This window comes from Tropicimonas isoalkanivorans (assembly GCF_900112335.1).
Classification (GTDB): domain Bacteria; phylum Pseudomonadota; class Alphaproteobacteria; order Rhodobacterales; family Rhodobacteraceae; genus Tropicimonas; species Tropicimonas isoalkanivorans.
The window spans coordinates 609,295-622,096 of the sequence record NZ_FOLG01000002.1 but is presented as its reverse complement, the minus strand read 5'-3'; the positions used below and the strand labels follow the sequence as shown (position 1 = coordinate 622,096).

Genomic DNA, 12,802 nt, shown 5'->3' with positions numbered 1-12,802 from the left:
TCCGTCAGCCAGAAAAGATCAGACATGTTCACCGCTCGGTTTTCGGACCGTGAATCACGCCCCTACCCGGAAATCAATGGGTCCTGACCCTAACAGGGTCTCCGCCGTTTTGCTTAAAGCTCTAGTTGCCCTGGCTAAATTTTGCGATTCTTGTATTTGCCTACCCGCGATCTCGTTTGCTTCCTTCTGGGCATCGGCAGCTGCGGAAAGCTCTCGCGCTTGGAGTCTAAGAGCTTCGGCACTATTTTTCAGCTCTTTTCGCTGTTGGAAGAACCCCAACACAAGCCAAAAGATCGCCAAGGGACCGAATATGCCAGCGAGGAAGTCTCCGAGTTCATTTAATTCAATCGATTTGAGCTCAATACCGCCGACGAGGGCAAGCGGCGGAAGGATTGCGGCCAAGAGAATGATATAAATCTTGGTCGCTTTGATGCCGATGGATTCAAGCGAGCTCGATTTCATTTTTTTTATAATCAAACATCCAACTCCTCCACGAACCGCGCGTTCTCCTGAATGTACTGGAACCGCATCTCCGGCTTCTTGCCCATGAGCCGTTCCACCAGATCGCCGGTTTCGCCCGGTTCGTCCTCGTCGATGGAGACGCGGATGAGTTTGCGGCTGCCCGGGTCCATGGTGGTTTCCTTCAGGTCCTTGGCGTCCATTTCGCCGAGGCCCTTGAAGCGGGAAACGTCGATCTTGCCCTTGCCGCCGAGGCCCTTTTCCAGCCAGGCGTCGCGCTCCGCCTCGTCGAGGCAGTAGACGCGTTTCGCACCCTGCGTGAGCCGGTAGAGGGGCGGGCAGGCGAGGTAGAGGTGGCCGGCGTCGATCATGGGCCGCATCTGGGAAAAGAAGAAGGTCATCAGCAGGGAGGCGATGTGGGCGCCGTCGACGTCGGCGTCGGTCATGATGATGACCTTGTCGTAGCGCAGGTCGTCGAGGACGAACTTCGTGCCCAGCCCGGTGCCGAGGGCCTGGGTGAGGTCGCTGATCTCCTGGTTCTGGCCGAGCTTGGAGGAGGCGGCGCCGAGCACGTTGAGGATCTTGCCCCGGAGCGGCAGGAGCGCCTGGGTCTTGCGGTCCCGCGCCATCTTGGCGGAGCCGCCGGCCGAGTCGCCCTCCACGATGAAGAGCTCGGTGCCGTCGCGGGCGGTGGCGGAGCAGTCCACCAGCTTGCCGGGCAGGCGGAGCTTCTTGGTGGCGGACTTGCGGGCGGTTTCCTTTTCCTGCCGGCGGCGCTGGCGTTCCTCGGCGCGCAGGACGAGGAAGTCGAGGATGGCGCCGGCGGATTTGGTGTCGGAGGCGAGCCAGTTGTCGAAGTGGTCGCGCACGGCGTTCTCGGTCATCCGGGCGGCGGATTCGGTGGAGAGGCGGTCCTTCGTCTGGCCGACGAAGGCGGGGTCGCTGATGAAGCAGGAGACGAGGGCGCAGCCGCCGGAGAGCAGGTCGTCGCGGGTGATCTGGCTGGCCTTCTTGTTGTTGGCGAGCTCGCCGTAGGCCCGGATGCCGCGCAGGATGGCGTTCCAGAAGCCCTGCACGTGGGTGCCGCCCTCGGGGGTGGGCACGGTGTTGCAGTAGGACTGGATGAAGCCGTCGCGGGCGGGCGTCCAGTTGATCGCCCATTCGACGGAGCCGGGCTCGCCGAACTTCTCCTGGAAGTCGACCTTGCCGGAGAAGGGCAGGGCGGAATAGGTGGTCGCGGTGCCGAGCGTTTCCTTGAGGTAGTCCGAGAGGCCGCCGGGGAAGTGGAACGTGGCTTCCTGCCGGGTCTCGCCGTCGTCGATCTCGGACTTCCAGCGGATTTCGACGCCGGAGAAGAGGTAGGCCTTCGAGCGGATCGACTTGAAGAGGCGGGCGGGCTTGAAGCGGTGGTGGCCGAAGATCTCCGGGTCGGCGTGGAAGGTGACGGTGGTGCCGCGCCGGTTGGGCGCCTTGCCGACGATCTCCACCGGGCCGAGCGGGGTGCCGCGGGAGAAGCGCTGCTCCCAGAGCTGGCGGTCGCGGGCGACCTGCACGACCATGGAATCGGAGAGCGCGTTGACCACCGAGGCGCCGACACCGTGGAGGCCGCCGGAGGTCTGGTAGGCCTTGCCGGAGAACTTGCCGCCGGCGTGGAGCGTGCAGAGGATCACCTCCAGCGCGGACTTGCCGGGGAACTTGGGGTGGGGGTCCACCGGGATGCCGCGGCCGTTGTCACGGATGGTGATGGCGTGGTCGGCATGCAACTCCACCTCGATGCGGTTGGCGTGGCCGGCGACGGCCTCGTCCATGGAGTTGTCGAGCACCTCGGCCACCATGTGGTGCAGCGCCCGTTCGTCGGTGCCGCCGATATACATGCCGGGGCGCTTGCGGACGGGTTCCAGCCCCTCCAGCACTTCGATGGAGGATGCGTCGTAGGACTGCGAAGGCTGATTGCCGGACAGAAGATCTTCGGGCATGGGCACTGCTCTTGGCGTGGCGTTCTGTTCTGATTGCGGCTATTTTGTCAGGAATGCGCAGGAGGGGGAAGGGACTTCGCCCTGCGCCGACGAATGGCAGGGGGGCCGGGGATGTGGAACGAGCGCTATGACCGGCCGGATTACCTGTTCGGCAAGGAGCCTGCGGGGTTCCTCGAAGCCCACGCGCATGTCCTGTCAAGGAACTCCCGGGTGCTCTGCATCGCCGACGGGGAGGGGCGGAACTCCGTCTATCTTGCCCGGCTCGGGCATCGGGTGACGGCCTTCGACGGCTCTCACGTTGCGATCGAGAAGGCCCGGCGGCTGGCGGCCGATCGCGGGGTGGAGGTGGATTTCCGGGAGGCCGACGTGGACGGCTGGGACTGGACGCCGGATTCGTGGGACGCGGTGGTGGCGATCTTCATCCAGTTTGCGGACCCTGCCATGCGCAAACGGATCTTCGACGGCATCGCGCAGACGCTGCGGCCGGGCGGGCACCTGCTGCTGCACGGCTACGCGCCGCGGCAGGTTGACTACGGCACCGGGGGGCCGTCCAACCCGGACAACATGTACACGGTGCCCATGCTGGAAGACGCCTTTCCCGGTTGGCACGTGTTCGACAAGGCGGATTACGATGCGAGGATCGACGAAGGCGAGGGGCATTCGGGCCGCTCGGCGCTGGTGGATTTCGTTGCGATGAAGCCCGCCGGCTGAGGTCGGCCGGTGCTGCCGCGCGGCGCGGGAGGCGGCTTGTTCCCGAAGCGTGGCGCGCGTATTGGGCGACCATGACCGCCCCACGTTCCTACCCTGCGCACGCCCGCGCGCTGCTCGGCCTCGGCCTGCCCCTGATCGGCGGGCACCTGGGGCAATTCGCGATTCAACTGACCGATACCATCATGATGGGGTGGTATGACGTGGAAGCGCTGGCGGCGATCGTGCTGGGCAGCACCATGTTTTTCGTCTTTTTCATCATGGGGTCGGGCTTCGGCCTGGCCGTGATGCCGATGGTCGCCGCGGCGAGCGAAAACGGCGAGGGCGAGGTTCAGATCCGGCGGGTCACCCGCATGGGGCTGTGGCTGTCGGCGGCCTTTTCGGCGGTGACGCTGCCGCCATTGCTGTGGGCGGAGCCGATCCTGCGCGCCATGGGGCAGACGCCGGATGTGGCGCGGCTGGCGGGCCAGTACCTTGCCATCGCCGGCTGGGGTCTGCTGCCGGGACTGGGCGTGATGGTGCTGAAATCTTACCTCGCCGCGCTGGAGCGCACGCAGATGGTGCTCTGGATCGCCGTGGTGGCGGCGCTGGTCAACGCGGCGGTGAACTACGTGCTGATCTTCGGGTCTTTCGGGGCGCCGGAGCTGGGGGTGCGCGGGGCGGCCATTGCGTCCGTCTCGGTTCAGGTCGTCTCCCTGATCGGGCTGGTGGCCTATGCGGTGCGGGTTTTTCCTGAGCACCAGTTGTTCGTGCGCCTCTGGCGGATGGATCGTGGCGCGCTTTCTCAGGTGTTTCGCCTCGGCTGGCCGATCGGGCTGACCAACCTGTCGGAGGTCGGCCTGTTCGCCGCCTCAGCGGTCATGGTGGGCTGGCTTGGCGCGGTGCCACTGGCGGCGCACGGGATCGCGATGGAAATGGCCACTGCGACCTTTCTGATCCACCTCGGCCTGTCCAACGCCGCAACAATTCGGACGGGCAAGGCGCTCGGGCGGGGCGACATCCCCGACTTGCGCCGGGGCGCGCAGGTGACAGTGGCGCTGACGGTCGCCATTGCGAGCGTCGCGGTGGCGGTTTTCCTGACGTGGCCGGAGGCGATGCTGAGCCTGTTCATCGACCCCGACGATCCGCAGAAGCCGGACATCATCGCCATTGGGACGGGACTGATGATGCTGGCAGCGCTGTTCCAGATGGCGGACGGCGGACAGGTTGCGGCCCATGGGTTGCTGCGCGGGCTGCAGGACACGCGTGTGCCGATGGTGATTTCGGGCGTGACCTATTGGGTTGTGGGGATTTCGTCGGGCTACGTGCTCGGGTTCCCGATGGGTCTTGGGGCCGCGGGCGTTTGGTGCGGGCTGGTGTTGGGGCTGACGGCCTCCGTCGTCGCGCTGATGTGGCGGTTCTGGCGGCGCGCCCTGCCTGCGGCGGAGGCGAGATTTGACGGGCAATCGGCTCTCATGGCGGCGCCGACGGTCTGACGGCACGGACAGCGGTTTTGCGAACCTGGCCTGCGTCGGGAGGGTGTGGCGGGGACCGCTTCGCTCCTGTGGTGCGTCGCGGTCCCCTTGTTTCAGCGCAGGCTCAGGACAGGCTGGCGCAGAATTTCTGAATCCGCCCGCAGGCTTCTTTCAGGTTCTCGTCCGAGGTCGCGTAGCTGACCCGGAAGCACGGCGAGAGGCCGAAGGCCGCGCCGAAGACCACGGCAACGCCGGTTTCCTCCAGCAGCGCCTTGGCGAAGGTCTCGTCGTTGTCGATGGCGGTTCCAGCGGCGGTCTTCTTGCCCAGGCAGCCTTCGATGGAGGGGTAGACGTAGAACGCGCCCTCCGGCGTCGGGCAGGTGATGCCTTCGGCGGCGTTCAGCATCTCCACCACCAGGTCGCGGCGGCGCATGAAGACTTCGTTGTTCTTCGGGATGAAGTCCTGCGTGCCGTTCAGCGCCTCCACCGCCGCCCACTGGCTGATGGAGCAGGGGTTGGAGGTGGACTGCGACTGGATCTTGCGCATCGCGCCGATCAGCTCCTTCGGCCCGGCAGCGTAGCCGATCCGCCAGCCGGTCATGGCATAGGCCTTCGAGACGCCGTTCACGGTGAGCGTCCGGTCGTAGAGCCCGGGCTCGACCTGCGCCGGCGTGCAGAATTCGAAGTCGTCGTAGACGAGGTGCTCGTACATGTCGTCGCTCATCACCCAGACGTGTGGGTGCTTCATCAGCACGTCGGTCAGGGCCTTCAGCTCGTCACGGCTGTAGGCCGCGCCGGTCGGGTTCGACGGCGAGTTGAATATGAACCACTTGGTCTTCGGCGTGATCGCGGCTTCGAGCGCCTCGGCGGTGAGCTTGTAGGCGGTGTCGGCCCCGGCCTCCGCAATCACCGGCTCGCCGCCGGCCAGCAGCACCATGTCCGGGTAGCTCACCCAGTAGGGCGCGGGGATCACCACCTCATCGCCCGGGTTGAGCGTCGCCATCAGGGCGTTATACAGGATCTGCTTGCCGCCGGTGCCGACGCTGACCTGCGCGGGGACATAGTCCAGCCCGTTGTCGCGCTTGAACTTGTCGCAGATGGCCTGCTTGAGTTCCGGGATGCCGTCGGGGGCGGTATACTTGGTCTTGCCGGCATCGATCGCGGCCTTCGCGGCGGCCTTGATGGTGTCGGGCGTGTCGAAGTCGGGTTCGCCCGCGCCGAGGCCGATCACGTCCTTGCCGGCCGCCTTCAGCTCGTTCGCGAGGGTCGTCACGGCGATGGTCGGCGACGGTTTCACGCGGTCGAGAGTCGCAGAGAGAAAGGACATGGACGGCCTCCGGTGGCTTGTTGTGACAAATGGTCCGCCGCTTCTTAGGCTTGCGCCTTGGGCCGTTCAAGGATTAACGGAACGCGAGGAGACGACGATGGACGATACATCCGACTGGTACAGCGCCGAGCGCGCCACCTTCGGCGACCGCGTGGCCGGCGCCCGGGAGGCGCTGGGCATGAGCCAGGACGACCTCGCCAAGCGCCTGGGCGTCAAGCTCAAGACGGTGCGCGGCTGGGAAAACGACATGAACGAGCCCCGCGCCAACAAGCTGCAGATGCTGTCGGGCATCCTGGGCGTGTCGCTGATGTGGCTTCTGAACGGCGAGGGCGACGGTCTTGACGGGCCGGTGGAGGACGAAGCGCCGCTCGTTCCCGAGATTCGCGCCCTGCTCCTCGAGATGCGTCAGATCCGCAGCGAAGTGGATGACGCCGCCGCCCGCCTGGCGCGGGTCGAGAAATCGCTGCGCGCAACCCTGAAAGAGACTCACGCCGAATGACCGAAGAATCCCGAGACCTCCGTCTGAAGCGCCTGCACATGCGGTCCTGGCGCCGCGGCATCAAGGAGATGGACCTGGTGCTCGGCCGCTTCGCGGACGACCAGCTCGACACCCTCTCGGACGCGGATGTCGACGTCTACGACGCCCTGCTCAGCGAGAACGACCAGGACATGCTGCGCTGGATCACCGGGCAGGACGCGGTGCCGGGCCACTACGCGGATCTGTTCAGCCGGATCTCGCGGCACGCCCACGGGCGGGGCACCGCGAAATAGCACCGGCGCCGAAAATTCTCGAAGTCGTTTAACCGCTTATTTGGAGTTTCCGACGTACCACTGCGCTCAGCAAGGCAAGTCGGAGGCCCTCCATGAGTATACACAGCACCCTGTGCGCCGGTGAGGAACGAGGGTTCATGGCGGGCTACCTCGAGACGCTCGCGCTGCTGGAGCGACTTCATCGCCTCCTGCTGGACGTCATCAAGGACGAATTCGAGCGCGTCGGCATCCTGGACATCAATGCGGTGCAGGCGTTGCTGCTGTTCAACATCGGCGAAAACGAAGTCACGGCGGGCGAACTGAAATCGCGCGGCTACTACCAGGGCTCGAACGTCTCCTACAATCTCAAGAAGCTGGTGGAGACGGGCTACATGCATCACCAGCGCTGCGAGATCGACCGGCGCGCCGTGCGCGTGCGGCTGACCGAGAAGGGGCGCCGAATCCGCGCCATCGTCAGCGATCTCTTCGCGCGGCATGCCGACGGGCTGATGGAACGCCAGGTCATGAGCTTCGAAGGGCTTGAAGACATCACCCGATCCTTGCGGCGGATGGAACGGTATTGGACCGATCAGATCCGGTACATCTATTGAACCGGCTGGTGTCGCCCGCCCGGAGTGGGGGCGGAGCGGCGCCCGGCGGCCGCCGCGATTTCTACGGCGGTCGCCTGTTTCGGGGCTTTTGACGGTTCTGAACGGCAGCGCTTGTTTGTGGGCGCGGCAAGGACTGCGGGCTGCATGGGGCGTCGCTTCAGAGGGGGGGATTGCATACCACGCGGGGTGTTGTGCGACGTGGGCTTCTGCGGCGAAGCGTGAAGGTGCGGAGCGATCTCGCCGAAGACAGAGATTTCAGGCCAGCGGCCAGGTTTTCCCCCACCGTGCCCCGGAAATCGGCCTCGTCCCCGGACGTGGGCGACGAGGAGGGCAAAGGGTCTGTGGGCGCGATGGGGGGCAGAACGTGCCATCGGAGAGATCGGCGGCAAGCAAGTCATGCACTTCGGACCACCTGCCAGCAACCCGGGGTTGGAGACGCGCAGAAGCACGCTACGGCGGGTGAGACAGATTCACGACGGCGCGATGGTGGGATGGATTTCCTGCCGACGGCGACGTTTGCGCCTGCTTCGGCGATGTGGGCGGGAAGGGTCTTGGCGCTGCAGGGTGGGAGGCACCGGAGCTGCCTTGCCGGTGGGATTTACGGCTTGTGATGAGGTTCTGGCCTTCTGCCTGCTGAGCGGGCGATAGGGGGGCAAAGGGGTTGCCGGAGCGGAGGTGCGCAGGACGGGCCCGCCGGAGGGAGAATGCAGGACGGAGCGACTGGCTGATGGGGGACTTCTCTGGTGAGCACATAGGACCGCTCGCCTGCGCTTCAGCGACGGATACAGTGAGAAACATTTCGCGGTGCTTTTGGAAAGTTTCTGCGCGGCCAGCCGAGGGGGCGGAAGGTCCCGGGCCGCCTCGCGGGTCAGAGAGATACCATGCAAGTGATGTGGTTCACGCCTTTTGCCGGGCAGGTGGGCAATGAGGCGGGCAGGTGGCTTGTCAGCGCGAAGTTCGCAGGACGGCACGCCGGAGGGATGAATGATGCGACTGCGGCGAGGTTCACCCTCTTGGTCCGTAGTTGGTCAAGGGGAGGGAGAATGGCCTAGCGGACTGGGTGGGGAGATGCGGGACGAGCGGCGACAGGATGAGGTGATTTGCCGCCCGTGAGGTCAAGTCTCGTGCCCGGAAAGTGGGGAAGTGGACGGAGAGAGACGCGTCGCAGCTTGGGAGCGGGGCAGGGCGGTTCGCCGGAGGTGCCAGGTGGCGTGTGGGCAATGAGCGCTAACGCATGCGTCGGGTTTGACGCTGCTCGTGAGGTCGACAGGGGACCTGCTGATCGGGGCAGGAAACAGAGCGGACCCCAAGTGTGCCGACCGCCCTGCGAAAATGGGCGGTCGGTTGGTCGGGGCGGCGGGCCAACGCTGTCGCGCCGGCAGCCGCGGACGGCTTACCAGTGGCCGGTGTTCTCCATGCTCGCCCAGGGTTCCGCCGGGGGAAGGGCGTCGCCGATTTGGAGGAGTTCGATGGAGATGTTGTCCGGGGACCGGACGAAGGCCATGTGGCCGTCGCGCGGGGGCCGGTTGATCGTCACGCCGGCGTCCATGAGTTTCTGGCACATGTCGTAGATGTTCTCGACCCCGTAGGCGAGGTGCCCGAAATGCCGGCTGTCGGACGGCAGGCCCTCGTCGCCATCCCAGTTGTAGGTCAGTTCCACCGGGCATTCCGGCTGATCGGGCGGCGCCATGAAGACGAGGGTGAACCGGCCCTCGTCGCTCTCTTTCCGGCGCGTTTCCTCCAGCCCGAGCAGGTTGTAGAAGGCCATGGATTTTTCCAGGTCTTCGACCCGGACCATCGTGTGCAGGTATTTCAGTTTCATCATGTCACTCCGCCTCGGCATTCAGGGCACAACGTAGTCAGCCTGGCCCGCTTGGCAACCGCGGGCGCGGATCGGGCGGGCTCTATCGTGAGCCCAAAAGCGCCTCGAACTCCCGCCATTCGCCCTTGGACATGCCGGAGGTCTCCTGCGTGACGGCTTCGCCCTTGAGCATCCGCTTCACGCAGTCCAGCGCCTTCGCCGAGAGGTTTGCCCCGCCAAGCCGGTAATCCTCGAACGCCCCGTAGGCGGCCGGAACCCAGTCGGCCACGATCTTGCAGAGCGTCTCGGCATAGACGCGGATCTCGTACTGCGCGTGCTCGTCCGCCCGCAGGCGCAGGAAGTGGAAGAGGTTGTGGAGGTCCACCTTCCAGTACCACTGGGTGTAGATGTTGGCCGGCAGGTTCATCCGTGCCAACTCCCGCGCGAGGCCCTGCTGGCCCTCCTGGCTCAGCATCTGTTCGTAGTGGTCATAGGCGCGGCCGGCGTCCGTCTTCAGGATCTCCAGCACCTGTGCGGCCTCCGCGCCCGTCAGCACCTCGCCCCGGCCCTGGTTGTTCACGGTGGATTGCGCGGCGAGTTGGTCCGGCGCGGGGATGTAGAACTCCCGGTCCAGGATGGAGTAGCGGGCGGAGTACTCGTTGACGTTGGCGGTGCGGTGGCGGATCCACTGCCGGGCGACGAAGACCGGCAGCTTCACGTGCAGCTTGATCTCGCACATCTCGAAGGGCGTGGAGTGCCAGTGCCGCATGAGGTAGCGGATCAGGCCGCTGTCATCGCGCGATTTTTTCGTGCCCGCCCCATAGGAGACCCGCGCCGCCTGCACGATGGCCGCGTCGTCGCCCATGTAGTCGATCACCCGGACGAAGCCGTGATCGAGCACCTCGTGGGCGTGGTAGAGGTGCTGCTCCATGCCCGGCGCGGTGGCGCGCAGCGTGGGCTGTGGGGTCGAGCGCAGCTCGGCGATCTCGGCGATCTGGTCGTCTGTGAGGGGCATGGGGTGATTCCCTTCTGCTGGGGGCGATTTGGGGCACCATATCTATGTCGAGACCGGGTGGAAACTTCCATATGGAGTAGCGGGCGCACATGGGTCACAGGTGGTGCGAATCGGTTGGATTCACTGGGTTGACAGTTGACTTGGCAGGGCCCGCTTGCGCACCATCAGGCAAAACGAACCGAGGCAGAGCAGTCCGATGACAAAGAACCTGGCGCTGATCCTGGCGCTGTTTGGCATGCTTGCGGCGTGCAGCGACGGCAGTGGCAGCAACCCCGTCTTCAACGAACCTGTGGACGAAGAACCCGGAGACACCGGCGACGAGCCGATCACGCCTGACGACGACGTGAAAATCGCCGTACCGGAGTCCCTGGCGCAGAACGTCTCCCGTATCACCTACTCCAAGGGGCGGAAGGCGAAGGACGATTCCGACGACAAGCTGCGGGTGAAGCTCTCTGCGCTGGACCAGCCGCCCAAGGTCGCCACCTACCTGCGCAACGCAGCGCTGGACGTGCCGGGGTACAAGGCGTTCTCGGTGCAGGACGACCCGCTGGACCGGATGTTCGTGGCGGTGACGGCCGAGGACAAGAAGGGCAACGTCAGGGCGACCGCGGTCGCAGACGGCGGCCAGTTCCGGCGGTTCTTTCGCGGGACGTCCTATGAGCGGACTGGCGAATACACGCACCCGACGACGGGCCTCGTTTCGTTTGCCGGACGGTATGCCGGCGTGACCAACCTCAACGACCTCGACCAGGACCAGCGGCTCGACGTGCCGCGGGGCACGGATTCGAGCCTCTACCCGGCCCAACCGCGCCAGACGAAGGGCAAGGTCTTCCTGAACGTCGACTTTGACGACAATGCCGTGAACGGGTCGATCTACGAGAGGAAGTTCGCGGACAACGGAGAGAAGCTTTCGGACGTCAACCTCGTCGAGGGGACGATGAACAAGAAGGGCGAGTTCCTGGGAACAGCCGAACTGACGCAGGCTCCGGGCCGGGGCGGGCGAATGGTGGATGTCGTAAGTCCGCAAGGCGCTGGCCCGTTCGGGGGCGTCATTGGCACGGACGCCAAGGCACTCGCCGGGACGGTTGTGCTCGACAGCGTGTTCCATGGCGACGACCCAAGGGACGGTGACCTGGATGCCGAGGTCGGGACATTCGTCTTGCCCAGATGCGGAACGCGCGGCGCGCCCAAGATATGCAAAAAACTCGGTGACTTCGATTAATGCGGACACTGCCGAGATGCTTGTTGCTGGCGGCCATCTTGGCCGCCAGTTCCGTTTGTGGGGCGGCCGAAGAGCTTGAGTTGACGGTCGGGCAGGCCCGCGAGGCGGCCCGCACCGCGTATCGGCAGGGCGACATCGAGTCCGCGAATACGATTGCCCGGATCATCCTGGAGTCCCATCCTGACGATGCCTCCGCGCTGCTCGTCCTCGCGGCGACGGAACCGTTGATGGGCCGCCCGGAAGAGGGGCGGCAGGCCGGTGTACGCGCCTGGGCGAACGCGGATGATCCGGCGCTGCGCCACGAGGCGGCATTCTACACGTCGAAGGCATATGCCGCAGATGACCGCTTCTTCATGGCGCAGCTCTGGTTGCGGCGGGCGTATCATACCGCCGACAGCGAGGAAGAACGGGAGCAACTGGAGAACGTATTCGACCGCCTCCGCACGGTCTCGCCGTGGCTCATGCGCTTTTCCTTCGACGTAGCGCCGTCGTCGAACCTGAATGGAGGGGCTTCGTCCGAGTTCCTCGTGATCGACGATACGTTTCCCGTCGGGCAACTCAGCGGGACGGCGCGCGCGCTGTCCGGTGTGACGAGTTCCGTGCAGGGGCAGGCGGTCAGGACCCTGTCGCAGAGCCCCGATCACCTGACGACGCTGACCTTCAACGGCTACCGCACCTTCAACACACTGTCGGACGAGGCGAAATCCATCGCGCCGGAGGCGGAGGGTTCGGATTTCGACTATGGCGTTGCGGAGGTGGTGCTTGGCTACCGCCGCGCGCAAAGCCCGTTCATCCTGCCGGATCGCATTTCCGTCGCGCTGGGACAGACCTGGTATGGCGGCGAGCAGCTTGACAAGCTTTCGCGGCTCACCCTGTCGAAGAAGGTCAAGATCACGCCCAACGACTGGATGCGGTTCGAGGTCCAGGCGGAGCATCGGGACCCCGACGACGATGGACAGGATCGGCAGGGGCGGGAGCTCAACTGGGACTATTTCCACCAGACGAAGGACGGTGATTTGCTGTCTTTCGGGGTGTCGGGCACGAACGTGACCTCCGACGAGATCGACTATGCATACACCGGGGTCTCCGCCCGCATGAGCGCGCTTATGGCGGATGACATCTGGGGCGTGCGGCTCGGGGGCAGCTTGGAGTATTCCTTCAACGACTATCCCGACTACCGGATCGGGTCGATATACATCGACGACGGGCGGGAGGACCGCGAAATCTCCGCCGATCTCGACATCTACTTCGACCAGATCGACTACATGGGCTTCGTGCCTGTGATCACGGTGTCGGGAAGCAAGACGACCTCCAACATCAGCCGGTTCGAAACGGACTCGCTGGGGATCTCCATTGGGTTCAATTCGGCATTCTGAGGGCCACAGCTTCGCCCGGGAGCATCTCCGGGCGGCGAGACGCGCGACTGTCAGGGGATCTGCAAACGGGACGCGTGACGGTCAGGAGCCAACTGAGTAGCCC

At 65.2% G+C, this 12,802-nt stretch carries 12 protein-coding genes; 7 read left to right on the top strand and 5 right to left on the bottom strand.

Going from position 1 to position 12,802, the window contains the following annotated elements; genetic code table 11:
* Window positions 1–54: 54 nt before the first annotated feature.
* Together BM075_RS07185 and parE are read right to left on the bottom strand one after the other, a co-directional pair.
* Window positions 55–477, bottom strand: a complete 423-nt coding sequence (locus tag BM075_RS07185) for a hypothetical protein (RefSeq protein WP_093359949.1) — start codon at window positions 475–477, stop codon at window positions 55–57.
* The gene (gene parE / locus BM075_RS07180; RefSeq protein WP_093359948.1) at window positions 474–2,435 is read right to left on the bottom strand and encodes a DNA topoisomerase IV subunit B; all 1,962 of its coding nucleotides are present in this window, start codon (window positions 2,433–2,435) and stop codon (window positions 474–476) included. The genes BM075_RS07185 and parE overlap by 4 nt, the downstream gene beginning before the upstream one ends.
* 111 nt (window positions 2,436–2,546) lie before the next feature.
* Between parE and BM075_RS07175 the strand changes: the two genes are divergently transcribed.
* Window positions 2,547–3,146 carry a class I SAM-dependent methyltransferase gene (locus tag BM075_RS07175; protein WP_093359947.1) on the top strand — a complete coding sequence of 200 codons (600 nt, stop codon included), beginning with the start codon at window positions 2,547–2,549 and terminating at the stop codon, window positions 3,144–3,146.
* 71 nt (window positions 3,147–3,217) lie between these two features.
* On the top strand, window positions 3,218–4,618 hold the full coding sequence (locus tag BM075_RS07170) for an MATE family efflux transporter (RefSeq protein WP_093359946.1): 1,401 nt from the start codon (window positions 3,218–3,220) through the stop codon (window positions 4,616–4,618).
* Window positions 4,619–4,721: 103 nt separating this feature from the next.
* Here the strand turns inward: BM075_RS07170 and BM075_RS07165 are convergent, their stop codons facing one another.
* Complete coding sequence (locus BM075_RS07165; protein WP_093359945.1) at window positions 4,722–5,924, bottom strand: pyridoxal phosphate-dependent aminotransferase; 1,203 nt, start codon at window positions 5,922–5,924, stop codon at window positions 4,722–4,724.
* Between the two features lie 97 nt (window positions 5,925–6,021).
* Between BM075_RS07165 and BM075_RS07160 the strand changes: the two genes are divergently transcribed.
* The 3 genes from BM075_RS07160 to BM075_RS07150 all read left to right on the top strand — a co-directional run bounded on the left by BM075_RS07160 (window position 6,022) and on the right by BM075_RS07150 (window position 7,285).
* Window positions 6,022–6,423 (top strand): helix-turn-helix domain-containing protein, encoded by a 402-nt coding sequence (locus BM075_RS07160; protein WP_093359944.1) that lies wholly within the window; start codon window positions 6,022–6,024, stop codon window positions 6,421–6,423.
* Window positions 6,420–6,695 (top strand): succinate dehydrogenase assembly factor 2, encoded by a 276-nt coding sequence (locus BM075_RS07155; RefSeq protein WP_093359943.1) that lies wholly within the window; start codon window positions 6,420–6,422, stop codon window positions 6,693–6,695. Before BM075_RS07160 ends, BM075_RS07155 begins: the two co-directional genes overlap by 4 nt.
* Before the next feature lie 92 nt (window positions 6,696–6,787).
* Window positions 6,788–7,285 carry a MarR family winged helix-turn-helix transcriptional regulator gene (locus BM075_RS07150; protein ID WP_093359942.1) on the top strand — a complete coding sequence of 166 codons (498 nt, stop codon included), beginning with the start codon at window positions 6,788–6,790 and terminating at the stop codon, window positions 7,283–7,285.
* A gap of 1,393 nt (window positions 7,286–8,678) precedes the next feature.
* On the opposite strand, the gene BM075_RS07145 is transcribed toward BM075_RS07150, so the two are convergent.
* Both BM075_RS07145 and thyX read right to left on the bottom strand, forming a co-directional pair.
* Window positions 8,679–9,107, bottom strand: coding sequence for a VOC family protein (locus tag BM075_RS07145; RefSeq protein ID WP_093359997.1), 429 nt, complete (start codon window positions 9,105–9,107; stop codon window positions 8,679–8,681).
* 82 nt (window positions 9,108–9,189) lie between these two features.
* A complete protein-coding gene (gene thyX / locus BM075_RS07140; RefSeq protein WP_093359941.1) occupies window positions 9,190–10,101 on the bottom strand; it encodes an FAD-dependent thymidylate synthase in 912 nt (303 codons plus the stop codon).
* 196 nt (window positions 10,102–10,297) lie between these two features.
* Between thyX and BM075_RS07135 the strand changes: the two genes are divergently transcribed.
* Both BM075_RS07135 and BM075_RS07130 read left to right on the top strand, forming a co-directional pair.
* Complete coding sequence (locus BM075_RS07135) at window positions 10,298–11,323, top strand: hypothetical protein (RefSeq protein WP_093359940.1); 1,026 nt, start codon at window positions 10,298–10,300, stop codon at window positions 11,321–11,323.
* Between the two features lie 23 nt (window positions 11,324–11,346).
* Window positions 11,347–12,699, top strand: a complete 1,353-nt coding sequence (locus BM075_RS07130) for a surface lipoprotein assembly modifier (RefSeq protein WP_093359939.1) — start codon at window positions 11,347–11,349, stop codon at window positions 12,697–12,699.
* Window positions 12,700–12,802 lie beyond the last annotated feature (103 nt).

Coding starts and splice junctions, on each gene's coding strand:
- parE (WP_093359948.1), bottom strand. CDS start 2,435: ATGCCCGAAGATCTTCTGTCCGGCAATCAGCCTTCGCAGTCCTACGAC.
- BM075_RS07175 (WP_093359947.1), top strand. CDS start 2,547: ATGTGGAACGAGCGCTATGACCGGCCGGATTACCTGTTCGGCAAGGAG.
- BM075_RS07170 (WP_093359946.1), top strand. CDS start 3,218: ATGACCGCCCCACGTTCCTACCCTGCGCACGCCCGCGCGCTGCTCGGC.
- BM075_RS07165 (WP_093359945.1), bottom strand. CDS start 5,924: ATGTCCTTTCTCTCTGCGACTCTCGACCGCGTGAAACCGTCGCCGACC.
- BM075_RS07160 (WP_093359944.1), top strand. CDS start 6,022: ATGGACGATACATCCGACTGGTACAGCGCCGAGCGCGCCACCTTCGGC.
- BM075_RS07155 (WP_093359943.1), top strand. CDS start 6,420: ATGACCGAAGAATCCCGAGACCTCCGTCTGAAGCGCCTGCACATGCGG.
- BM075_RS07150 (WP_093359942.1), top strand. CDS start 6,788: ATGAGTATACACAGCACCCTGTGCGCCGGTGAGGAACGAGGGTTCATG.
- BM075_RS07145 (WP_093359997.1), bottom strand. CDS start 9,107: ATGAAACTGAAATACCTGCACACGATGGTCCGGGTCGAAGACCTGGAA.
- thyX (WP_093359941.1), bottom strand. CDS start 10,101: ATGCCCCTCACAGACGACCAGATCGCCGAGATCGCCGAGCTGCGCTCG.
- BM075_RS07135 (WP_093359940.1), top strand. CDS start 10,298: ATGACAAAGAACCTGGCGCTGATCCTGGCGCTGTTTGGCATGCTTGCG.